Annotated in this window: 21 protein-coding genes; 18 read left to right on the top strand and 3 right to left on the bottom strand. The window is 68.8% G+C overall.

The features are described from left to right. Positions 1-147 precede the first annotated feature (147 nt). From ACQ1W9_RS04860 to betT, 13 genes are all read left to right on the top strand, one after another. Positions 148-1,416 carry an ABC transporter substrate-binding protein gene (locus ACQ1W9_RS04860; protein WP_431025592.1) on the top strand — a complete coding sequence of 423 codons (1,269 nt, stop codon included), beginning with the start codon at positions 148-150 and terminating at the stop codon, positions 1,414-1,416. Positions 1,417-1,430: 14 nt separating this feature from the next. After that, entirely contained in the window at positions 1,431-2,399 is a 969-nt protein-coding gene (locus tag ACQ1W9_RS04855; protein WP_346061737.1) for a carbohydrate ABC transporter permease, read from the top strand. A gap of 1 nt (position 2,400) precedes the next feature. Beyond that, a complete protein-coding gene (locus tag ACQ1W9_RS04850; protein WP_431025591.1) occupies positions 2,401-3,243 on the top strand; it encodes a carbohydrate ABC transporter permease in 843 nt (280 codons plus the stop codon). Between the two features lie 29 nt (positions 3,244-3,272). After that, positions 3,273-4,892: an alpha-glucosidase family protein gene (locus ACQ1W9_RS04845; RefSeq protein WP_431025590.1), complete on the top strand. Its 1,620-nt coding sequence runs from the start codon at positions 3,273-3,275 to the stop codon at positions 4,890-4,892. A gap of 68 nt (positions 4,893-4,960) precedes the next feature. After that, positions 4,961-6,067, top strand: a complete 1,107-nt coding sequence (locus tag ACQ1W9_RS04840) for an ABC transporter ATP-binding protein (RefSeq protein WP_431025589.1) — start codon at positions 4,961-4,963, stop codon at positions 6,065-6,067. Positions 6,068-6,099: 32 nt separating this feature from the next. Then, positions 6,100-7,755, top strand: a complete 1,656-nt coding sequence (locus ACQ1W9_RS04835; RefSeq protein WP_431025588.1) for an alpha-glucosidase — start codon at positions 6,100-6,102, stop codon at positions 7,753-7,755. A gap of 44 nt (positions 7,756-7,799) precedes the next feature. Then, entirely contained in the window at positions 7,800-9,113 is a 1,314-nt protein-coding gene (locus ACQ1W9_RS04830) for an ABC transporter substrate-binding protein (protein WP_431025587.1), read from the top strand. A 68-nt stretch (positions 9,114-9,181) separates the two neighbouring features. Then, positions 9,182-10,831: an alpha-amylase family glycosyl hydrolase gene (locus tag ACQ1W9_RS04825; protein ID WP_431025586.1), complete on the top strand. Its 1,650-nt coding sequence runs from the start codon at positions 9,182-9,184 to the stop codon at positions 10,829-10,831. A gap of 259 nt (positions 10,832-11,090) precedes the next feature. Next, positions 11,091-12,143 carry a substrate-binding domain-containing protein gene (locus tag ACQ1W9_RS04820; RefSeq protein ID WP_431025585.1) on the top strand — a complete coding sequence of 351 codons (1,053 nt, stop codon included), beginning with the start codon at positions 11,091-11,093 and terminating at the stop codon, positions 12,141-12,143. 91 nt (positions 12,144-12,234) lie between these two features. After that, positions 12,235-13,662: an ATP-binding protein gene (locus ACQ1W9_RS04815; RefSeq protein WP_431025584.1), complete on the top strand. Its 1,428-nt coding sequence runs from the start codon at positions 12,235-12,237 to the stop codon at positions 13,660-13,662. 3 nt (positions 13,663-13,665) lie between these two features. Further along, entirely contained in the window at positions 13,666-14,373 is a 708-nt protein-coding gene (locus tag ACQ1W9_RS04810; protein ID WP_431025583.1) for a response regulator, read from the top strand. 114 nt (positions 14,374-14,487) lie between these two features. After that, positions 14,488-15,108, top strand: a complete 621-nt coding sequence (locus tag ACQ1W9_RS04805) for a hypothetical protein (RefSeq protein ID WP_431025582.1) — start codon at positions 14,488-14,490, stop codon at positions 15,106-15,108. A 388-nt stretch (positions 15,109-15,496) separates the two neighbouring features. Then, the gene (betT, locus tag ACQ1W9_RS04800) at positions 15,497-17,518 is read left to right on the top strand and encodes a choline BCCT transporter BetT (RefSeq protein ID WP_431025581.1); all 2,022 of its coding nucleotides are present in this window, start codon (positions 15,497-15,499) and stop codon (positions 17,516-17,518) included. Between the two features lie 82 nt (positions 17,519-17,600). Here the strand turns inward: betT and ACQ1W9_RS04795 are convergent, their stop codons facing one another. Further along, positions 17,601-18,041: a cupin domain-containing protein gene (locus ACQ1W9_RS04795; protein ID WP_431025580.1), complete on the bottom strand. Its 441-nt coding sequence runs from the start codon at positions 18,039-18,041 to the stop codon at positions 17,601-17,603. A 25-nt stretch (positions 18,042-18,066) separates the two neighbouring features. Further along, positions 18,067-18,849, bottom strand: coding sequence for a methyltransferase domain-containing protein (locus tag ACQ1W9_RS04790; protein WP_431025579.1), 783 nt, complete (start codon positions 18,847-18,849; stop codon positions 18,067-18,069). 258 nt (positions 18,850-19,107) lie between these two features. On the opposite strand from ACQ1W9_RS04790, the gene ACQ1W9_RS04785 reads away from it, so the two are divergent. The 5 genes from ACQ1W9_RS04785 (at position 19,108) to ACQ1W9_RS04765 (ending at position 22,830) form a co-directional block, all read left to right on the top strand. Then, positions 19,108-19,725 (top strand): sigma-70 family RNA polymerase sigma factor, encoded by a 618-nt coding sequence (locus ACQ1W9_RS04785; RefSeq protein WP_431025578.1) that lies wholly within the window; start codon positions 19,108-19,110, stop codon positions 19,723-19,725. Then, the gene (locus ACQ1W9_RS04780; protein WP_431025577.1) at positions 19,722-20,006 is read left to right on the top strand and encodes an anti-sigma factor family protein; all 285 of its coding nucleotides are present in this window, start codon (positions 19,722-19,724) and stop codon (positions 20,004-20,006) included. Before ACQ1W9_RS04785 ends, ACQ1W9_RS04780 begins: the two co-directional genes overlap by 4 nt. Beyond that, complete coding sequence (locus ACQ1W9_RS04775; RefSeq protein ID WP_431025576.1) at positions 19,991-21,220, top strand: MerC family mercury resistance protein; 1,230 nt, start codon at positions 19,991-19,993, stop codon at positions 21,218-21,220. The genes ACQ1W9_RS04780 and ACQ1W9_RS04775 overlap by 16 nt, the downstream gene beginning before the upstream one ends. A 42-nt stretch (positions 21,221-21,262) precedes the next feature. After that, entirely contained in the window at positions 21,263-22,225 is a 963-nt protein-coding gene (locus ACQ1W9_RS04770) for a L,D-transpeptidase family protein (RefSeq protein WP_431025575.1), read from the top strand. A gap of 128 nt (positions 22,226-22,353) precedes the next feature. After that, the gene (locus ACQ1W9_RS04765) at positions 22,354-22,830 is read left to right on the top strand and encodes a TlpA disulfide reductase family protein (RefSeq protein ID WP_431025574.1); all 477 of its coding nucleotides are present in this window, start codon (positions 22,354-22,356) and stop codon (positions 22,828-22,830) included. Here the strand turns inward: ACQ1W9_RS04765 and ACQ1W9_RS04760 are convergent. After that, on the bottom strand, positions 22,827-23,447 hold the full coding sequence (locus ACQ1W9_RS04760; RefSeq protein WP_431025573.1) for a methyltransferase domain-containing protein: 621 nt from the start codon (positions 23,445-23,447) through the stop codon (positions 22,827-22,829). The genes ACQ1W9_RS04765 and ACQ1W9_RS04760 overlap by 4 nt on opposite strands. Positions 23,448-23,458: the final 11 nt, after the last annotated feature.

Here is a 23,458-nt window from a genome sequence, read left to right as displayed (position 1 = left end):
GACACCGACATCACTAGACAAAAGTCTAGGTTGAAGGGGCTCCGCTCGATGGTCTTTACTTAGCGCCACGATCTTAATCGTTTAAGTTCTGCGCCCTGCATGCGCCTCATAACAAACCATAAAGACACGCCGACGAGGATCTCCACCATGCACAAGAAGCCCCTGATCACCGCCATCGCCCTGGCCGGCGCCGTCACTGCCGGTATTGGCCAGGCCCAGGCGGCAGAGCTGACCATCTCCTGCGGCGCCGTGGGCGTCGAGCTGACCCTCTGCCAGGAGGGCGTTGCCGCCTGGGAGGAGCGGACCGGCCATAGCGTCGATATCGTCTCCACCCCCAACTCCTCCACCGAGCGCCTCTCGCTCTACCAGCAGATCCTCTCCGCCAACTCCAGCGACATCGACGTGCTGCAGGTCGACGTGGTGTGGCCGGGCCTGCTGGCCAACCACCTGTTGGATCTCAACGAAACGCTGGGCGAGGATGCCGCCGCGGGCCATTTCCCCGCCATCGTCGAGAACAACACCGTCGACGGCCGCCTGGTGGCCATGCCCTGGTTCACCGACGCCGGCGTGCTCTACTACCGCAAGGATCTGCTCGAGGAATACGGCCATGAGCCGCCCGAGACCTGGGAGCAGCTCACCGAGATCGCCCGCGAGATCCAGGCCGGCGAGCAGGCGGCCGGCGACAGCATCTGGGGCTATGTGTTCCAGGGCCGCGCCTACGAGGGCCTGACCTGCAACGCCCTGGAGTGGGTGGCCAGCTACGGCGGCGGCACCATCGTCGATGCCGAGGGCAACCTCACCGTCAATAACGCCAACGCCGCCGCGGCCCTGGACCTGGCCGCCAGCTGGATCGGCGACATCACCCCCGAGGGGGTGCTCAACTACACCGAGGAGGAGGCCCGCGGCCTGTTCCAGTCCGGCAACGCCGTGTTCATGCGCAACTGGCCCTACGCCTGGTCGCTGGCCCAGGGCGAGGATAGCGAGGTACGCGACCGGGTGGGCGTGGTCAAGCTGCCCCATGGCCCGGAGGGCGAGAGCGCGGCCACCCTGGGCGGCTGGAACCTGGCGGTCTCCCGCTACAGCGAGAATCCCGAGCTCGCCGCCGACCTGGTGGCCTTCCTGACCGGCGAGGCCGAACAGAAGCACCGCGCCATCGAGGGCTCCTACAACCCGACCCTCGAGCGCCTCTACGAGGACGAGGAGGTACTCGCGGCGGTGCCCTTCTTCGGCACCCTCTACGACACCTTCGCCAACGCCGTGGCACGCCCCTCGGCGGCGACCGGCGAGAGCTACGGCCGCGTCTCCAACGCCTTCTTCGACACCAGCCACAGCGTGCTCTCCGGCGAGATGTCGGCCACCGACGCCCTGGCCCAGTTGGAAGGCCAGCTGCGTCGCCTCGAACGCCGCTGGAAATGACCCCGGAGCCCGACATGACCACCACCACCACGACCCCCAGCGCGCCCACGAGGGCGCGCCCCTATCGCGGCACCAAGGTCCGCCGCCAGCGGGTGCGCGCCGCCTGGACCTTCCTCACCCCCATGCTCGTCGCCCTGGCCCTGGTGGCCGGCTGGCCGCTGCTGCGCACCTTCTACTTCAGCCTCACCGACGGCACCCTCTCGGCGCTGGGCGATGCCAGCTTCATCGGCCTGGAGAACTACCTGGTCTACGACGACGGCGCCTGGTACGGCCTGCTCACCGACCCGCTGTGGTGGCGTTCGGTGTGGAACACGCTGTTCTTCGCCGTGGTGTCGGTGTCGCTGGAGGTGGTCTTCGGCGTCATCGTCGCGCTGATCCTCAACGCCGAGTTCCGGGGCCGCATGCTGGTGCGCGCCGCGGTGCTGATCCCCTGGGCGATCCCCACCATCGTCTCGGCCAAGATGTGGGCCTGGATGCTCAACGACCAGTTCGGGATCATCAACCACCTGCTGATGGCGCTGGGTATCATCGACGCCCCCATCGCCTGGACCGCCAGCGCCACCTACTCCATGTGGGCGGTGATCATGGTCGATGTCTGGAAGACCATCCCCTTCGTCGCCCTGCTCGCCCTGGCCGCCCTGCAGATGCTGCCCAAGGATTGCTACGAGGCCGCCGAGGTGGACGGCATCCACCCGCTCCGGGTGTTCTTCAAGGTGACCCTGCCGCTGATCACCCCGGCGCTGATGGTGGCGGTGATCTTCCGCCTGCTCGATGCCCTGCGCGTGTTCGACGTCATCTACGTGCTGACCTCCAACGCCTCCAGCACCATGACCATGTCGATCTACGCCCGCCAGCAACTGGTCGAGTTCCAGGACGTGGGCTACGGCAGCGCCGCCTCGACCCTGCTGTTCCTGATCATCGCGCTGGCCACGGTGGCCTACCTCTACCTGGGCCGCAACCGCCTGCAACTGGGAGGCGAATGACATGACCTTACGCCAACTCAACAAGCTCGCCACCCGACTCGGCTTCTGGGTGCTGGTGGCCGTGGTGCTGATCTACGCCGTCTTCCCCTTTTATTACGCCGTGATCACCTCGCTGAAGCCCTCCAGTGAGCTGTTCACCGTGAGCTACTGGCTGGATTCGCTGGACTTCTCCAACTATGTGGCGATCTTCAGCCAGAGCAGCTTCGTGCGCGCCATCTTCAACTCCATCCTGATCTCGATCAGCGTGGTGTTTATCGCCCTGCTGCTGGGCATCACCGCCTCCTACGCCCTGGGCCGGGTACGCTTCCGCGGCCGCACCACGGTGATGCTGGTGATCCTCGGCGTCTCGATGTTCCCCCAGGTGGCGGTGCTCTCCGGGCTGTTCGAGGTGATCCGCGGGCTCAACCTCTACAACAACCCCGCCGGCCTGATCCTCAGCTACACCATCTTCACCCTGCCCTTCACCGTCTGGGTGCTGACCACCTTCATGAAGCAGCTACCCCAGGAGCTCGAGGAGGCGGCGATCATGGACGGCGCCACCCCCTGGGTGACCATCACCAAGGTGTTCCTGCCGCTGATGTGGCCGGCCATGGCGACCACCGGACTGCTGGCCTTTATCGCCGCCTGGAACGAGTTCCTGTTCGCCCTGACCTTCACCCTCTCCGACGACCAGCGCACCGTGCCGGTGGCCATCGCCCTGATCTCCGGCGGCAGCCAGCACGAACTGCCCTGGGGGCCGATCATGGCCGCCTCGGTGACCGTCACCGTGCCCCTGGTGGTGCTGGTGATGATCTTCCAGAAGCGCATCGTCTCCGGCCTCACCGCCGGCGCCGTCAAAGGATAAATCGTCTCATGTCATTCGTGGAAACCCCGATGCAAGATACCCTGACCTGGTGGCGCGGCGGCGTCATCTACCAGATCTACCCGCGCAGCTTTATGGACGCCAACGGCGACGGCATCGGCGACCTCAAGGGCATCACCGAGAAGCTGGACTACGTGGCCTCGCTGGGCGTGGACGGCATCTGGCTATCGCCCTTCTTCACCTCGCCGATGCTCGACTTCGGCTATGACGTCAGCGACTACCGCGACGTGGACCCGATGTTCGGCACCCTGGACGACTTCAAGGCACTGCTAGCGAAGGCCCATGCGCTGGGCCTCAAGGTGATGATCGACCAGGTGATCAGCCACTCCTCGGACCGCCACCCCTGGTTCCAGGAGAGCCGTGCCGACCGCACCAACCCCAAGGCGGACTGGTACGTCTGGGCCGATCCCAAGCCGGACGGCACGCCGCCCAACAACTGGCTGTCGATCTTCGGCGGCTCGGCCTGGACCTTCGACTCGCGGCGCCGCCAGTACTACCTGCACAACTTCCTGACCAGCCAGCCGGACCTCAATTTCCATCATCCTGAGGTACGCGCCGCGCAACTGGACAATATGCGCTTCTGGCTGGAGCTGGGGGTCGACGGCTTCCGCCTGGATACCGTCAACTTCTACTTCCACGACGCCGAGCTCACCGACAACCCGCCGGTGCCGGCGGGCGAGGCCAAGACCCTGGGGGCGCCGGACGCCAACCCCTACACCTGGCAGCGCCACGTCCATGACCTGAGTCGCCCGGAGAACCTCGACTTCCTGCGTGAGCTGCGCGCGCTGATGGACGACTTCCCCGGCACCACCACGGTGGGCGAGATCGGCGACGACAATCCGCTGGCGCGCATGGCCGAATACACCGCGGGCGGCGACAAGCTGCATATGGCCTACACCTTCGACCTGCTCAACGCACCCCACTCGGCGGCCTATATCCGCGAGGTGCTGGAGCGCTTCCAGCGCCTGGCCGGCGATGCCTGGCCGTGCTGGGCGCTCTCCAACCATGACGTGGTGCGCAGCGCCAGCCGCTGGGGTGCGGACGAGGATCCCCTCGCCTATCCCAAGGTGGCCCTGGCCCTGCTCTTCTCGCTGCGCGGCAGCGTCTGCCTCTACCAGGGCGAGGAGCTGGGCCTGATGGAAGCCGAGGTGCCCTTCGAGCGCATCCAGGACCCCTACGGCAAGGTGCTGTGGCCGGAGTTCAAGGGGCGCGACGGCTGCCGTACCCCCATGCCCTGGGAGCCTAGCGGGAATGGCGGCTTTACCGCCGAGGGCGTCGAGCCCTGGCTGCCGCTGGAGGCCCGCCAGTTGCCGCTGGCCGTGTCGCGACAGCAGGACGACGCGGCGTCGGTGCTCAGCGCCACCCGCCGCCTGCTGGCCTTCCGCACCGCCCACCCGGCGCTGTTCGATGGCGACCTGAGCCTGGTCGACGTCGGCGAGGAACTGCTCGGCTTCGTGCGCGAGAAGGGCGAGGAGAAGCTCCTCTGCGTCTTCAACCTCACCGGCCAGGCCCGCGAGACCCGGCTGCCGATGGCGGTGAACCAGGCCCTCGAGGGACATGGCTTCAGCGCCGAGCTCGACGGCGAGACCCTGCGCCTGCCGCCCTACCAGGCCGCCTGGTTCGCCCTCTGAGCCACACTCATAACAACAGGCCGGCCCGGGCGAGGACACCCACCACCGGGCCGGCAAGGAGACACCCCATGGCAAGCGTCACCCTCGACAAGGTCAACAAGGTCTTCGGCCACACCCATATCATCAAGGACGTCGACCTGGATATCGGCGACGGCGAGTTCGTGGTCTTCGTCGGCCCCTCCGGCTGCGGCAAGTCCACCCTGCTGCGGCTGATCGCCGGGCTGGAATCGATCAGCGACGGCGAGCTCTCCATCGGCGAGACGGTGGTCAACGACCTGCCGCCCCGCGAGCGCGGCGTGGGCATGGTCTTCCAGTCCTATGCGCTGTATCCGCATATGACCGTCTACGAGAACATGGCCTTCGGCCTCAAGCTCGCCAAGGCCGCCAAGGAGACGGTCCACGAGCGGGTCATGGCCACCGCCCGCATCCTGCAGCTCGAGGAGCTGCTCGAGCGCAAGCCCAAGGCGCTCTCCGGCGGCCAGCGCCAGCGCGTGGCCATGGGCCGCGCCATGGCCCGGGAGCCGCGCATCCTGCTGTTCGACGAGCCACTCTCCAACCTCGACGCCTCGCTGCGCGTGCAGATGCGCAACGAGATCGCCCGCCTGCACCAGCGCCTCGCCTCCACCATGATCTACGTCACCCACGACCAGGTGGAGGCCATGACCCTGGCCGACAAGATCGTGGTGCTCAATGCCGGCCGGGTCGAGCAGGTGGGCACGCCTCATGAACTCTACCAGCGTCCGGCGACCCGCTTCGTGGCCGGCTTTATCGGCTCACCGACCATGAACTTTATGCCCGCCGAGCTCGTCGCCGGAAGCGACGGGGGATGTCGGGTACGTACCGCCGGCATCCATGAGCTGGCGCTGCCCCAGGACACCGCCCGGCACGCCGCCGGCGAGGCGCTGACCCTGGGCGTGCGTCCCGAGCACCTGGCCCTGGCGCCGGCCTCCGGCGACAACGCCTTCGAGATCGTCAACGTCGAGTACCTGGGCAACGAGGTCTATGTCTACCTGGAGCCCAAGGCCGGCGAGACCCTGCTGATCCACCGCAGCGAGGCCCCCAGCCAGTGGCAGGTCGGCCAGAAGGTGGCCCTCACGCCGGACCCCGAGCACGTGCATCTGTTCGATGCCGACGACCGGGCGCTGGGCGTCGCGACCGCCCGGGCCGTGGCCTGATAGCAGCACAGGATACTCGACAGGAGAGAGTCATGACGGCACGACAACTGGCCGGCGACCCGGACTGGTGGCGCGGCGCGGTGATCTACCAGGTCTACCCGCGCAGCTTCCAGGACACCAATGGCGACGGCATCGGCGACCTCCAGGGCGTGATCGAGCGGCTCGACTACATCGCCTCGCTCAACGTCGACGCCATCTGGCTGTCGCCCTTCTTCACCTCGCCGATGAAGGACTTCGGCTACGACGTCAGCGACTACCGCGGCGTCGACCCGATCTTCGGCACCCTGGACGACTTCGACCGCCTGGCGGCGGCGGCCCATGCCCGGGGCCTCAGGGTGACCATCGACCAGGTGCTCTCCCACTCCTCGGACCGGCACCCCTGGTTCCAGGAGAGCCGGTCGAGTCGCGACAACCCCCGCGCCGACTGGTATGTCTGGGCCGATGCCCGGCCCGACGGCGCGCCGCCCACCAACTGGCAGTCGGTGTTCGGCGGCAGCGCCTGGCAGTGGGACACCCGCCGCTGCCAGTACTACCTGCACAACTTCCTGGCCAGCCAGCCGGACCTCAATTTCCGCAACCCCGAGGTGGTCGAGGCGATCCTCGGCGAGGTGCGCTTCTGGCTCGAGCGCGGCGTCGATGGCTTCCGCCTCGACGCGGTCAACTTCTGCACCCACGGCGAGTTGAAGGACAACCCGCCCCGGGAGGAGATCGTCGAGGGCTTTATCGGCGTGCGCCCCGACAACCCCTACGCCTTCCAGCGCCACCTTCACGACAAGACCCAGCCGGAGAACCTGGCCTTCCTGGAGCGGCTGCGCGCCCTGCTCGACGAGTACCCGGGCACCACCACCATCGGCGAGGTGGGCGACGACGACTCGCTGGGCGTGATGGCGGAGTACACCCAGGGCGGCAAGCGCCTGCACATGTGCTACTCCTTCAACCTGCTGACCGAACGCGCCGCGCCGGAGGACCTGCTGGCCCCCCTGACCGAGATGGAGGCACGCATCAAAGACGGCTGGCCCTGCTGGGCGCTGGGCAACCACGATATCACCCGTGTCGCCACGCGCTGGAAGGCCGCCGGCGATATGGCCAGGCTGCGCCTCTACCTGGCCTTCCTGCTCACCCAGCGCGGCAGCGTCTGCCTCTATCAGGGCGAGGAGCTGGGCCTCACCGAGGCGGAACTGGCCTTCGAGCAGTTGGTCGACCCCGCCGGCATCACCTTCTGGCCCAGCTACAAGGGCCGCGACGGCTGCCGCACCCCCATGCCCTGGCACGGGGACGAAGTGCATGCCGGCTTCTCGAGCACCGCGCCCTGGCTGCCGGTGCCCGACGCCCACCTTGGCCTCGCCGTCAACCGCCAGGAGCGCGATCCCGACTCGCTGCTCAACGCCACTCGCGCCTTGCTGGCCTTCCGCCGCACCCAGCCGGCCCTGGTCAAGGGCGAGATCCGCTACCACCCGCTGCGTGACGAGGTGCTCTGCTTCGAGCGCCGTCACGGCGACGAACGGCGGCTGGTGGCGCTGAACTTCGCCGGCGAACCCCGCAGCCTGAGCGCCCCGCCCGAGGCCAGGGCGCTGGAGGAAGCCCCGCTCCTGGTCAACGGCCACTGGGCGGCGGGGAGACTCGAGCTGCCCGCCTACGGTATCGCCATCGCCGGCGTCCCCGCCGCCGCCGGCCCCTGGTCACCCTGACCGATAGCGCCTACCCAACAACCACAACACGAGGCTCGTTGCCCATGATTGCTATTTCTCGCACCGCTCCGGTACGCCGCCTGCTCGGCGGCCTGCTGCTCGGCGGCCTGCTGCTCGGCGGCCTGCTGCTCGGCGGCTCGGCCCTGGCCGCCCAGCCTGCCCTGGCGGAGGAGATCTCCATCGCCTGCGGCGCCGGCGACGCCGCCGATTATTGCCCGATCGCCGCCCGCCAGTGGGCCGAGCAGACCGGCCACGAGGTCAACATCGTCTCCACCCCCAACGACACCACCGAGAAGCTGTCGCTCTACCAGCAGCTACTGGGCAGCCAATCCAGCGATATCGACGTGATCATGGTCGATATCGTCTGGCCGGGCCTGCTCGCCGACCACCTGGTGGACCTCTCCGAACACCTGCCGGAAGACGCCACCGCGGGTTTCTTCCCGGCCCTGGTGGAGAACAACACCGTCGACGGCAGGCTGGTGGCCATGCCCTGGTTCACCGACGCCGGCCTGCTCTACTACCGCCAGGACCTGCTGGACGAGTACGGCTTCGAGGTCCCCGAGACCTGGCAGGAGCTGACCGAGATCGCCCAGGCGGTCCAGGCCGCCGAACGCGAGGCGGGCAATGACGACTTCTGGGGCTACAGCTTCCAGGGGCGCGCCTACGAGGGGCTGACCTGCAACGCCCTGGAGTGGGTGGTGAGCCACGGCGGCGGCACCATCGTCGATGCCGAGGGCAACGTCACCATCGACAACGCGCGGGCCGCCGAGGCCCTGGACCTGGCCGCCTCCTGGATCGGCACCATCACCCCGGAGGGCGCGCTCAACCACACCGAGGAGGAGACCCGGGGGATCTTCCAGTCCGGCAATGCGCTCTTCCTGCGCAACTGGCCCTATGTCTGGTCGCTGGCCAGCGGCGAGGGCAGCGCGGTGGCCGGCAAGGTCGGCATGGCCCCGCTGCCCCACGGCCCCGAGGGCGAGCCGGCGGCCACCCTGGGTGGCTGGAACTGGGCCGTGTCGCGCTACTCCGAGCACCCGGGGCTCGCCGCCGACCTGGTCGCCTTCATCACCTCCGAGGCGCAACAGAAGGCCCATGCCATCCAGATGGGCATGAACCCCACCATCGAGGCGCTCTACCAGGACGAAGAGGTGCTGGCCAGCAACCCCTCCATGAGCGACTTCTACGCGACCCTCACCAACGGCGTGCCACGCCCCGCCACGGTCACCGCGACCGACTACCCGCGGGTCTCCAACGCCTTCTTCAACCGCGTGCACGAGGTGCTCTCCGGCAATCAGGACGGCGCCGCCGCGGTGCAGCAGCTCCAGGGCGAGCTGCGCCGTCTCAGCCGCCGCTGGTAAGCCGGCTTTCCTCTCACCCAGGACCCGGGGAGGGCCGCCGGCCCCTCCCCCCAGACTTCGAGGCTTCCATGACCCTGTCCCAGCAACGCCCGCACGACCGCCACGACTGGTGGCGCGGCGCCACCCTCTACCAGATCTACCCGCGCAGCTTCCTGGATGCCAACGGCGACGGCATCGGCGACCTCAAGGGCATCACCGCAAAGCTCGACCATGTGGCGAGCCTCGGCGTCGACGCCATCTGGCTGTCGCCCTTCTTCACCTCACCGATGGACGACTTCGGCTATGACGTCGCCGACTACTGCGACGTCGACCCCATGTTCGGCACCCTCGACGACTTCCGCACCCTGGTCGAGCGCGCCCACGCCCTGGGCCTGCGGGTGATCATCGACCAGGTGCTCTCGCACAGCTCCGACCAACATGCCTGGTTCCAGGAGAGTCGCCGGGATCGCACCAATCCCAAGGCCGACTGGTACGTCTGGGCCGATCCCCGGCCCGACGGCACGCCCCCCAACAACTGGATGGCGGCCTTCAGCGGCCGCGCCTGGACCTTCGACGCGCGGCGCCGCCAGTACTACCTGCACAACTTCCTGCCCAGCCAGCCGGACCTCAACTTCCACCACCCCGAGGTGCAGCAGGCGCAGCTCGACAACCTGCGCTTCTGGCTGGAGCTCGGCGTCGACGGCTTCCGCTTCGACGTGGTCAACTACTTCTTCCACGACCCGGCCTTGACCGACAACCCGCCGATGCCCCGCGAGCGGGTCCAGCCCGGCAACCCCCAGAGCTACCAGTTCCAGCGCCACAATATCGAGCAGCCCGAGAACCTCGCCTACCTGGAGCGCATCCGCGCCCTGCTCGACGAGTATCCCGGCGCCACCAGCGTGGGCGAGATCGCCGGCAACGACCAGTTGCCGACCATGGCCGCCTATACCGCCGGCGACAGCCGCCTGCATATGGCCTACACCTTCGACCTGCTGGACAGCACCGGCGACGCCGGCGCACTTCACGAGGTCCTGGCGCGCTTCCGTGAGTTGGGCGACGACACCTGGCCCTGCTGGGCGCTCTCCAATCACGACGTGGTCCGGAGTGCCACCAGTTGGGGCGAGGCGCGGGCCCTGCTGGCGCTGGCCGTGCTCTGCTCGCTGCGCGGCAGCCTGTGCCTCTACCAGGGCGAGGAGCTCGGCCTGCCCGAGGCCGAGCTGGCCTACGAGGATCTCCAGGATCCCTTCGGCATCAACCTCTGGCCGGAGGTCAAGGGCCGCGACGGCTGTCGCACGCCGATGGTCTGGACGGACGACCCGAATGGTGGCTTCAGCCCCGAGGGCGTCGCCCCCTGGCTGCCGGTCGACCCGCGCCACCGGCCGCTGGCCGTGGCCCGCCAGGAGGCCGACCCCGACAGCCTGCTGGCCCGCGTCCGCCAGCTGCTGCGGCTGCGCGGTGACAGTGAGGTGCTGCGCCGGGGTGAGCAGACCCTGATCGATCCCGCTTCCCTGCCCGACGACATCTTCGCCGTGCTGCGTGATGACGGCGATCGGCGCCTGCTGTGCCTGGCCCATCTCGGCCGACAGGGTGCCACGATGGCACGGCTACGCCTCGACGCCCTGGTGCCCGGCGCCAACGGCTGGTCGAGCCTGGCCCTGCCGGGCATGGCCGCGCCCCAGCTGGAGGGACGCGAGCTCGAACTCTCCCCCGGCCAGGCGACCTGGCTGGCCATCGCCTGAGCCACCCGCGGTCGGCGACTGCCTCGACGCCGACCGCACTGGCGGCCCAGGGCCCGACGCGCTATGCTAGGCTGCTAACTAAATCGTTACAGGGAAGCGCTGATTTATGTCGCGAGCGATGAGAGGTTGGCTGCCGCCGGAGCGCAAGAACCGGAGTTTACGCGGTGTTAAATGAGGATTCTGAGCACCGCCGGCAGTCAAGATATCGAGCGCAGTAATAAATCAGTGTTTCTATAGCCTTCGAATGGAGACGCCCTCCGTGCCCCCCTCCCGCCGCATCACCCTGAAGGACCTGGCCCGCGAGCTCGGCGTCTCCACCGCCACCGTGTCCAACGCCTTCAACCGCCCGGACCAGCTGTCGCCAGCCCTGCGCGAGCGCATCCTCGGCGAGGCCCGGCGACTGGGGTATCGCGGCCCGGATGCCAAGGCGCGCAGCCTGCGCACCGGCCGCACTCGGATCATCGCCGTGATCCTCGCCGAGAGCCTGACCTACAGCATCAATGATGCGGTAGCCAGCGAGCTGCTCTCGGGCATCGCCGAGGTGCTGGATGCCCATGGCCATACCCTGCTGCTGCTCTCGGGCCGTCAGCACGCCTCTCAGACGCCCGGCTCGGCCAGCATAGCCGATGGCTTTATCGCCTACGGCCTGATGCCGCCGGGCCTGATGGCCTCCGCCGACCTGCCCGCCCAACGCCCACTGGTGGCGATAGACTTCAGTCCCGAGGGCTATCCCACCGTGCATATCGACAATGAGCCTTCGAGCTACGCCATCGCCCGACACGCCCTGAGGAAGCCAACGCGTCGGCCGGCGATCGTCAGCCTGCGGCTCACCGAGTCCCCCTGCAATGGCCGGGTCACGGAGGACCACACCCTACTGCCCCCCGAGAGTTCCATCACCCGTTCACGACTGGCGGGTTTCTATCGGGCCCTCGAGGAGCAGGGTTTCACGCCCTCGGACGTGCCGCTGTGGAATATCGAGGAGAACACCCACGAGGTATGCGCCCCGGTGCTCCAGGAGATCCTCGATCTGCCCGACGCCGAGCGCCCCGACCTGCTGCTGTGCATGTCCGACCGCATCGCCCTGACCGCCCTGACCCTGGCCGAGGGGCGTGGGCTACGGGTGCCCGAGGACCTGCGCATCACCGGCTTCGACGGCATCGCCGAGGGCCAGTACCGGGCCCCGCGCCTGACCACGGTGCGCCAGGACAGCGTCGAGAAGGGGCGCATCGCGGCGCGCATGATCCTCGGCCTCGACGAGCCCCGCTCGCAGACCCTCGCCACCGAGCTATGGCTCGGCGATAGCTGTCCCTGAAGGGCTTGCAAATTCCCTGCATAATGGCTGACCAAAGTGTGCACCCCCGGATGGCATACTGATTCGTCATCCCGCCCCTGGAGACGCCTCGATGCGGCTGCCCCGCTATCTGCTATCGCGCCTCGGTTTCAAGCTCTTCGCCGTGATCCTGGTGGTCAATGTGGCCACCTCGGCGCTGCTCTTCGTGGGCGTCTCCCGCAGCCTCGACCAGGGCTTTATCGACTACCTGGAGACCACCCAGGCCAACCGCGCCCGCCAGCTCGCCGAGTCCCTGGGGGAAGAGTGGCAGCGCCGCGGCAACTGGCAATGGCTGCGCGAGACCCACTGGGCCTGGTACCGCCTGGTGCGTCAGCAACTGATGGCCGGCCGCGACGAGCCCCGCGGCCTGGAACGGCGCCTGGAGCGAGACCTGAGCAACGCCCGGGACTTCGTGCTCAACGACGCCCAGGGCCTGCCGGTGATCGGCCTCCAGCAGCACCCGGACGAGGAGGAGGCGCCGGAACTGGTCTGGCTGCCCATCGAGAGCGACGGTGAGAAGGTCGGCTCCCTGGGCTACCGGCGCCCCGAGTCGTTGATGGCGCGCATGGACCATGTGTTCCTGGAGCGCCAGCAGCGCAACCTCGGCATCATCGTCGCCTCCCTGGTGGTCGCCTCGCTGCTGCTGGCCGGCGGCCTCTCCTGGTGGCTGGGGCGCCGCACCGGCGGCATGGCCCTGGCCACCCGGCGCCTCACCGAGGGCGACTACAGCATGCGCCTGGCCGAACGCGGCCACGACGAGCTGGCCCGCCTGGCCCACGACTTCAATGTGCTGGCGGCGACCCTGGAGGCCAACCGCCAGGCCCGCAGCCGCTGGGTCTCGGATATCGCCCACGAGCTGCGCACCCCCCTGGCGGTGCTGCATGGCGAGATCGAGGCGATGCTGGACGGTATTCGCCCCCTGAACGAGACCAGCCTGCACTCCCTGGCCCAGGAGGTGGCACAACTGGAACGCCTGGTGGCCGACCTGCGCCTGCTCGCCCAGAGCGATGCCGGCGCCCTGGAGGCCTCCCTGGCCCCCCTGGACCTGAGTGACTGCCTGGCCGGCCGACTGGAGGAGGCCCAGGGCTGGCTGGATGATCGCGGCCTGACCCTGGAGACCCATATCCAGGGCCCGGCGCCGATCCGCGGCGATATGCAGCGCCTGCGCCAGCTGTGGACCAACCTGCTCGACAACAGCTGCGCCTACACCGAGGCCCCGGGCCGACTACGGGTGGGCCTGACCCAGGACGCCGAGCGGGTGCGGGTGACCTGGGAAGACAGCGCCCCCGGCGTCCCCGAGGCGGCCCTGACGCGGCTCACCGAGCGCCTCTACCGGGTCGAGGGCTCCCGCAACCGCGCCAGCGGCGGCAGCGGCCTGGGGCTGGCCATCGCCAAGGCCCTGGTCACCACTCATGGCGGGCGCATGCACGCCTCCACGTCACCGCTGGGCGGGTTATGCTGGACCCTCGACTTCCCGCGCCTGACGGAGGAGACCCGATAAGCCATGTCTGACGGAGAAGACGCCATGCGCCCAAACGACACCATCCTGGTGGTGGAAGACGAGCCCAAGATCGCCCAACTGGTGGGCGACTACCTGGCGGGCAACGGTTTCGCCTGGCACCACCTCGCCCATGGCGATGCGGTGATTCCCTGGCTCGGCGAGCAGGCCCCGAGCCTGGTGCTGCTCGACCTGATGCTGCCCGGCACCGACGGCCTGACCCTGTGCCGGGAGATCCGCGCCCGCTGGCCGGGGCTTCCGGTGATCATGCTCACCGCCCGGGTCGAGGAGGTGGATCGCCTGCTGGGCCTGGAGCTGGGCGCCGACGACTATATCTGCAAGCCCTTCAGCCCCCGGGAGGTCGTGGCGCGGATCAAGGCGGTGCTGCGCCGCAGCCGCGCCCAGGATGCCCCTCCGGCGGATAACGGCCTGAGCCTCGACGACGAGGGCTGGCGGGCCCTGGCCGATGGCCACGACCTGGAACTGACCGCGGTGGAGTTCCAGCTGCTCAAGGTGATGATGCAGGCCCCGGGACGCATCTTCTCCCGGGATCAGCTGATGGATCATATGTACCGGGATCACCGGGTGGTCTCGGAACGCACCGTGGACAGTCATATCAAGAAGCTACGCAAGAAGATCGCCGAGATCTGGCCGGAGCGAGAGATCATCCGCTCGGTCTATGGCGTCGGCTATAAATACCAGCCGGAAGAATGAGCCGGCATATCGGCAAGCGGTGAAATAAGGTCGCCGCTTCCCCGAAGCTTGCACCCTCCCTGCACAAGCGGCGACGACACTGGGGGCATCGACACACCGCAAAGGAGACGTTCGATGCCGATCACCCGCAAGTTACTGATGCCCGCCCTGCTGACCCTGGCCATCGCCCCCCTGTCGCTGACGGCCCTGGCCGATGGCCAGCGCGGCGGCCACCACGCTGGCCATCATGACGCCGGCCCCCGCCACGAGGCCCTACTGGAGCGCCTCGACCTGGACGCCGAGACCCGCGCCGCCATCGACGAGGCCCGTCGGGCTCACCACACGGCGCTGCGCGAGCTGCATGCCGAACACCGCGCCGAGGTGGAGGCGCTGCTTAGCGAGGAGCAGCGTCAGGCCCTGGCCGAGGCCCGTCAGGAACATCGCGAGCAGCGCCGTGCCGCGATGCAGGAGCGCCTGGATGCCCTGATCGACGGCTGGGAGCTCTCCGACGCGCAGCGTGAAGCCCTGACGGAAACCCGCGCCACCATCGCCAGCGACCTGGCCGACTTCCGCGACCGGGAGTTCGATGACCGGGAGGCCCGCCGAGCGGCCATGGGAGAGCTGCGTGAATCTCACCACGCCGCCCTCGCCGAGATCCTCGACGAGGCCCAGCTCGACGAGCTCAAGGAGGCCATGCGCCCCGAGCGTGGTGAGCGTCACGGCAAGGGCCGTGGTCACCGCCACCACGACGCCTGACCCACGCTTCCCTCACCCCACGACGCCCGGCCCCTGCCGGGCGTCGTCGTTTCTCCCTCTCCCGCCCTCTCCTTACCTCGGGTTGAAGATCCATCGAGAAGTGCGTATTTTATTTGAACGGGCAATCAATAAAAATCCATTATGCATTAGCGATTGCCGGTCGCCTCGTCGACCGTGCCAGGGAAGCCCACCGGCTCCCCACTTGCCCCGACGCGACGCTTATCGCGTGTCTTGTATCCCGTTGCGACCTTGGCCGGCCCAGAGGCAGGCAGGGCGATGAGATCACCGCTATTTTAATTGCGTGTTCAATCAAAATAACGACGATCCCAACCCCTGCACCCGGCCCCCTCGGTGCGAGACACAATATCAATAACTCAGGGAGTCCCCCATGAATCAAGACAACCAGCGACGAGACCGGCTCAACCCCGCCGTCTTCCACGGCTCGGTGGCCGGCATCCTGGTCTTCCTCGTCCTCACCATGACCTTCACCGAAGAGGCCGGCGCCTTCTTCGACGCCGCCCTGGCCTGGGTCAACCAGACCTTCGGCTGGTACTACATGCTGGCCGTGGTGGCCTACCTGGTCTTCGTGATCCTGATCGGCTGCTCGCGCTTCGGCAGCATCCGCCTGGGCCCCGACCATGCCCGTCCGGAATTCTCGCTGCTCTCCTGGTCGGCGATGCTGTTCGCCGCCGGTATCGGCATCGACCTGCTGTTCTTCAGCGTCGCCGAGCCGGTGGCCCACTACCTGGCGCCGCCGGACATGACCCCGGAAAGCCAGGAGGCGATGCGCGCCGCCGTGGTGCAGACCTTTATGCACTGGGGCCTCTCCGGCTGGGGCCTCTATGTGCTGATGGGCATGGCCCTGGCCTACTTCAGCTACCGCCACCGCCTGCCGTTGGCGATCCGCAGCGCCCTCTACCCGCTGCTGGGCAAGCGCATCCATGGCCCCATCGGCCATGCGGTGGATATCACCGCGGTGATCTCCACGGTGTTCGGCATCGCCACCAGCCTGGGCATCGGGGTGATGCAGCTCAACTACGGCCTCAACTACATGTTCGATGTGCCGGAGAGCCTCTCGGTGCAGGTGATCCTGATCGTCCTGGTGGTGATCATGGCCACCATCTCGGTGGTCAGCGGCGTGGAGAAAGGCATCCGCCGCCTCTCCGAGTTCAATATGCTGCTGGCCCTGGCCCTGCTGCTGTTCGTGCTCTTCCAGGGCCACACCCTGCAGCTGCTCGACAAGCTGGTGAACAACGCCGGCGACTACTTCGCCGGCTTCGTGGCCAAGAGCTTCGACACCTATGCCTTCGCCGGCGAGGAGGCCAACGACTGGAAGATGTGGTGGACCATCTTCTTCTGGGGCTGGTGGATCGCCTGGACGCCCTTCGTCGGCCTGTTCCTGGCGCGCATCTCCCGCGGACGCACCATCCGTGAATTCGTCGCCGGGGCCCTCGGCATCCCGCTGGCCTTTATGATGGTGTGGATGTCGGTGTTCGGTAACAGCGGCATCGAGCTGGTGGCCCAGGGTGCCGTGGAACTCGGCGAGCAGGCCATCAATACGCCCCAGACCACCATGTACACCCTGCTGGAGTCCTACCCCTGGGTGGGCCTGACCGCCGCCGTGGTGACCATCCTGGGCATCGTCTTCTTCGTTACCTCGGCGGACTCCGGGGCCCTGGTGCTGGCCAACTTCACCTCCATCCTCTCCGACGTCAACCACGACGCTCCGGTGCGCCTGCGCATCTTCTGGTCGGCGGTGATCGGCCTGGTCACCGTGGCCCTGCTGATGGCCGGCGGCCTGGCGGCCCTGCAGAGCGCCGTGGTGGTCACCGCCCTGCCCTTCTCGGTGGTGATCTTCGCCATCATGGCGGGGCTCTATCGGGCCCTGCGCCTGGAGGGCGACAAGGCCGATGCGCGGCGCCGCATCGCCGGCACCGCCCCCGGCGGCGACTGGCGCGAGCGCCTCGACCGGGCCCTGGACGCCTCCAACCGGGCCGGCGCCGCCGCCACCATCGAGCACGCCATTCGCCCGGCCCTGACCCAATTCGCCCAGGAGCTGGAAAGCCGCGGCCAGAGCGCCAGCGTCAGCGAGGAGCAGGTCGAGGACGAGCCCCTGCCGCGACTCACCCTGCAGGTGGACTTCGACGAGGCTCAGAGTTTCGTCTACCAGATTCGCCCCCACCGCATGCGCGCCCCGAGCTTCCTGCCGGCGGATGACGACTATTACCTGCGCCTGGACGTCTATCTGGCCGAGGGCGGCCTGGGGCAGGACCTCAACGGCCATACCCGTGGCCAGGTGATCAGCGACGTGCTGGCGGAGTATGAGCGCCACCTGGAGTTCCTGGCCCTGTCCCGCTCCGATAGCGCCAATGTCCACGCCATGCCCGGCGCCATCGGCGACCTGGGCTAACCGCCACTCGCCATGGCATCGACGCTAACGGCGGCCCCGAGGGGCCGCCGTTAGCGTATCCAAGCGCCACCGCCTGAGCCGCCTACTGGGAGGTCACCGTGGTGGGCTGATCTTCCGCCCCGGCGAACACCACCAGTACCTTGGCGTCGCTGTCCGTCATATTGAAGAGCTGGTGATCCCGGTTGAGGGCCTCGATATAGGCCTCTCCTGCACCATAGACATGGGGGTCGCCACCCTCGGTGCGCAGTTCGACCTCGCCCTCGAGGATATAGACGTAGACGGGCACCGGATGCTGATGCAGGGGCGTGCGACCGCCGGGCTCGATGGTACCGATCACCGAGACGATCTCCGCGGTTCCCTGGGGCCAGGCGATCGGATCGCCGTCACGGGTGGTGGTCGTTCGCAGTACCGGCTCGGCCTCGAAGCCGGCCGGCAGGGCATCGTCCTGAGCCAGGGCCGCGGTGATGGGCAGGGCGATGGCCAGGCCCAGGGTCAGTGCCGACAGCTTGATGATGGTTTTCATCGGAGTCTCCTCTCTCGGATAGCGGCTAGGCCTTGATGGCCAGCAGCGAGATACTCTTGACGCCATAGGTCTCGCCGGCGCCCCTGGCGGAATCGGTCAGGAAGCGGTACTCGGGATGCTCGCGGACCCGCCGGATCGCGAACCCCGCCGCCTCGATGGCCGCCCGGTAGTCATCTTCCTGCATGGCGCCGCCGATGCAGGCGGCCCATAGGGTGGCGTTGCAGCTCACCCCGTCGGGCAACGGCGACTCGGTGACGATATCCGCCAGCGCCAGGCGGCCGCCGGGCCGGAGTACCCGGGCCGCCTCGGCGAAGACCCTGGGCTTGTCCGCCGACAGATTGATGACGCCGTTGCTGATCACCACATCCACGCTGGCGTCATCGAAGGGCGGCGCCTCGATATAGCCGGCGTGAAAGCTGACGTTATCGAAACCGCCCTGCCGCGCCAGGCGGGAGGCCTTGTCGCGCTGGGCCTCGGTCATATCGAGCCCCAGCACGCGTCCCCGGGGGCCGGTGGCCAGGGCGGCCAGCAGGCTGTCCAGGCCGGAGCCACTGCCCAGGTCGAGGATCGTCTCGCCGGGCTGGATCGCCGCCAGGTCGAGGAAATGGCCGACCCCGGCGAAGGAGTCGATGGCCGCGGCGGGAATGCGGTCCAGGGCCTGGGGGGCATAGCCCAGGCGCTCGGCCAGGGCGCGCCCCATCTCGAAGTGGAAGTCCCCCTCCGGGGTCTCGGCGACCTCGCGATACATCGCCTTGACCCGGGACTCGAGTTCGCCTCGATCCACCGCGGCCGGCGTCGTGATGGCCATGATGCGTCTCCTCTTCGGCTGTGAGTCACGACATGGTGAGCATGTCGTGGATCCCAGGACGCGCCTCGACGACGAAGGGTTCCCGGGCTCGCTTCGGGAACCCTACGCCCCCCGCCGGCGTCCTGGCGAGGCGCCCGACTTGCCGCCCCGGCGAGCCTGGCCCAGGCTCAGAGGTGCGCCATGTCCCTTGTCAGCCCCATTGTTGCTCCCGTCCCGGACGGCTCGGCCACCCGCCCCGGGGACGCGCGAGAAGGCACCATGACCTTGCAGCCGGCGACTCCCTCCCAACAGCGCCGCCAGTGGTTCCAGGCGCGGCTGGAGGCGGTCATGGATCGCCTCTACGGCCGCGCCCTGCGCCTGACCCGCCACCCGGACGATGCCGAGGATATCGTCGCCGAGGCGGTCGCCAAGGCGTGGACACGCCTCGACGAGCTGCGCGACCCGAGCCGCTTCGAGGGCTGGCTCTTCCATATCCTCACCACCACCTTTATCAGCGACTGGCGGCGACGCCGCTGTCGCCCCCAGGCGGACCTGAGCCTGGACGAGGCCCAGGAAAGCTTCTGCCTCTACGAACGCCTGCATCAACCCTTCCTGCTGTGGTGGGGGACCACCGAGGAGCGCTTCTTCAACGGCCTGCTCAAGGAGGAACTGGCGCGGGCCCTGGATGGCCTGGCCGACGACTTCCGGCTGGTGATGGTGCTGGTGGAGGTGGAGGGCCACACCTATGCCGAGACCGCCCAACTGCTGGGCATCCCGGTGGGCACGGTGCGCTCGCGGCTGAGCCGGGCCCGCGGCCAGTTGCAGCATCGCCTGTGGCTGCAGGCCAGGGAGCGTGGCCTGGTCGAGACCGACACACCGGAGGAGGGCGCCCCATGATGCCGAGAGAGCCGAGCTGCGAGGAGGTGATGGCGCGCCTCTTCGACTACCTGGACCAGGAGCTCGAGGCCCCCGACCGGGCGGTGATCGAACACCACCTGGCGCGCTGCCACGCCTGCTTCGGCCGCGCCGAGTTCGAACGCCGCCTGCGGGCGCGCCTCAGCGAGGCCATGGACACGCCGGCGCCGCCGCGCCTCAGGCGACGCCTGGAGCGCCTGCTGGATGAACTGGAAACCGCGAATTCCGATGCCCAAGGAGACTCCCCATGGTCGCCATCCTAGGCTACTCCCGCCGGCAGATCCTCGGCGCGGTACAGCAGATGTACGCCGAGGTCGCCCGTCGTCCCGAGGCGGGCTTCCACTTCCCGGTGGGGCGTAACGCCTGCGAGGCCCTGGGCTATCCGCCGGCCTGGCTGGACCGGCTCCCCGGCGCGGCGCTCGACGCCTTCGCCGGCGTCGGCTGCCCCTGGCGCGGCGAGGTGATCCGCCCCGGCGACCGGGTCCTGGATATCGGCGCCGGGGCCGGCGTCGACAGCCTGATCGCCAGGGAGCGGGTGGGGCCCGAGGGGCGGGTGTTCGCCCTCGACCTGACCGCCGCCATGACCCACAAGCTGCAGCGTACGATCCGCGAGCGGGGGCTCTCCCGACTGAGCGTGATCCGCGGCTCGGCGGAGCAGTTGCCCCTGGCGGATGCCAGCATCGACGGCATCACCAGTAACGGGGCCCTCAACCTGGTCCCGGACAAGCGCCGGGCGGTGCGCGAGATGTTCCGGGTGCTGCGCCCCGGCGGGTGGCTGCAACTGGCCGACGTGGTGATTCGTCGCCCGGTCTCGGTGGACTGCCACGAGGACCCGCGCCTCTGGGTGGAGTGCGTGGTGGGGGCCAGCGTCGACGAGGAACTCGTCGCCCTGTTCCGGGAGGCGGGCTTCGAGGCCATCGAGCCCCTGGGCGAACACGACTACTTCGCCCTGAGCCCCAGCCCCCAGACCCGGGAGGTGGCCCAGGGCTTCGGCGCCCGCAGCATGGAGTGGCGAATGCGCCGCGCCGAGACACCACCCAGCCCCTGGCAACGCGCCCGGCGACGACTCGACCCGCGCCGCCTATGGCGACGCCTGCGGGGGCATGGGTTGGCGGGACTGGCCGCCTTCGGCCTGGCCCTGCTCAGTTGCTATGGCACCCTGGCGCTGGTTGCCCTGTTGCCGCTGCTGGGCCTGCGGCCGAGCCTGAACGAGGGGCTCTGGGCCGGCACCATCGCCGCCTTTACCCTCTCGACCCTGGGGGTGCTGGCGGTCTCGGGGGGTCGCCACCGCCAGGCGTCCCCGGCCCTGCTCGGCCTGCTCGGCGCCCTGCTGGTGGGCTATGCCCTCTTCGTCAGCTACCTGGCCTGGCTGGAGCTTAGCGGCTTCCTGCTGTTGGGGGGCGCCGTACTCTGGGACCTGCGCCGGCGCCGACACCGGGAGGCCCAGCTGCTGGCCCTCTCCCGGGCCGGGGAGTGATAGCGTATCATGGGCCCAGCCCTGGCCCTTGAGGAAGTCCCCATGCTCGACGCTCGCCCCCGTCCCACCCGCTTCGCCGGCACCCTGCTGGGCCTGGCGACCCTGGTGCTGACCACCCTGGCGCCGGTCGCCCAGGCCGAGGAGTGGCCCCGAGGCCACTACCCGCTACCGGACCAGGGCAGCCTGATCGGCGAGCCCTATACGGTGACGGCGAGCCAGGAGGAGACCCTGCTGGATATCGCCCGGGAGCACGCCGTGGGCTACGAGGAGATCCGCCAGGCCAACCCGGATGTCAGCCTGTGGCTGCCCGGCGAGGGTACCGAGGTGGTGATCCCCGCCCAGCACCTGCTGCCGGACGCGCCCCGGGACGGCATCGTGATCAATATCGCCGAGCTGCGACTCTACTATTATCCCGAGGTGGGCGAGGGCGAGACGCCGCGGGTCGAGACCTACCCCATCGGCATCGGCCGCGAGGGCTTCGACACCCCCTTGGGCACCACCCGCACCACCATGAAGCTGGAAGACCCGGCCTGGTATCCCCCCGCCTCGGTGCGCGAGGAGGCCGCCGCCCGGGGCGAGGAGGCTCCCGCCGTGGTGCCGCCGGGGCCGGACAACCCCCTGGGCCGCCACGCCATCCTGCTGGAGATTCCCGGCTACCTGATCCACGGCACCAACCGCCCCGACGGCATCGGCATGCGCGCCAGTCGCGGCTGTATCCGCATGTTCCCGGAAGACGTGGAGGCGCTGTTCCGTTCGGTGCCGGTGGACACCCCGGTGCACCTGATCGACCAGCCCTTCAAGGCGGCCTGGCAGGACGACACCCTCTATGCGCAGTCCTTCGCCACCCCCGAGGTGGAGGAGCAGGCCCTGAGCCATCGACTGGAGGCCCTGGCCACCCTGGAGACGCTCAAGGCCGAGGCGGAGGTCACCATCGACTATGCCCAGTTGAGCGAGGCCCTGGATGCCGCCCCGGGCCGGATCGTCAGCCTGACCCCCAACGCCTGATCGAGCCCCGCCCATGGGGCTATCCAGCCCGAGACTATCCAGTCCGGGACTATCCAGTCCGGGACTATCCAGTCCGGGACTATCCAGTCCGGGACTATCCTCAAGGCAACGCCAGCGAGGAACGCCCCATGGATCATCCCCCGGAGTGGCAGGTCTCACAATGGCTCAATAGCGAGCGCCCCCTCGGCCTGGCCGAGCTGCGCGGCCGGGTGGTGCTGCTCCACGCCTTCCAGATGCTCTGCCCCGGCTGCGTGCTGCATGGCCTGCCCCAGACCCAGCGGGTGGCCCGGCTACTGGCCGGCACGCCGCTGACCGTGGTGGGGCTGCATACGGTCTTCGAGCACCATGCGGTGATGGGCCCCGCGGCCCTGGCGGTGTTTCTCGCCGAGCATGGCTACGACTTCCCGGTGGGCATCGACGCCCCCGGGCCCGCGGGCGATCCCCTGCCCCGCACCATGCGCGCCTACCAGTTGGAGGGGACCCCCAGCACCCTGCTCTTCGATGCCCGGGGGCGACTGCGCTATCGTCACTTCGGCGTCGAGGAGGACCTCAGGCTGGGCGCCCAACTGGGGCTGCTGCTGCAGGAGGCGGAGACCCAGGGCTAGGGGCAGGGGCCAGCGTCGAAGATGGCCAACTGGCTGGGCTGGCCGAGCGACTCGTGCCACTCGCCGATGCCCCCCAGGCGCAACCGATAGCCGTGGCGCCGCGCCACCCCCTGGGCCCAGGCGCGGAAGCGCGCGCGGCCCCACTCGAAGCGGTGGTCGGGGTCGCGGAACTCGCCGGGGGCCAGGCCGTAGAGGGGGTTGTAGTCGTGGTTGGGGGTGGTCAGCACCAGCCGCGCCGGGGCCAGCTCGGCGAAGACGCGGCGCTCCACCAGGGAGAGCGCCCCCGGCGGCATATGCTCCAGGGTCTCCACCATGGCCGCGGCCTCGAAGCCGGCAAGCTCGGGCTGCGCCTCGGCATAGGAGCCACAGATCAGCCGCAGCCGCCCGCCGCCGGCCTCGGGCCGGGCCGCCAGGCGCAGTTGGGCCTGGGCCAACAGCTCCCCGGACTGCTCCAGCCCCACCAGGGTCTCGAACCGGGGCTCCTGGAGCAGCAACTGCAATAGCCAGCCGGTGCCGCAGCCCAGGTCGAGCACCCGGCGGGCCCCGCTCTCCCGCAGCAGCCGCGCCACCTGCGCCAGGCGCTGGTGATGCAGATCGTCGTCGAGGCTATCGGACATGGCGGCTCCCT

Origin of the sequence: Halomonas sp. H5, assembly GCF_050613175.1 — a bacterium.
Taxonomy (GTDB): Bacteria; Pseudomonadota; Gammaproteobacteria; order Pseudomonadales; family Halomonadaceae; genus Bisbaumannia; species Bisbaumannia salifodinae.
This window is presented reverse-complemented; position numbering and strand designations above follow the sequence as displayed.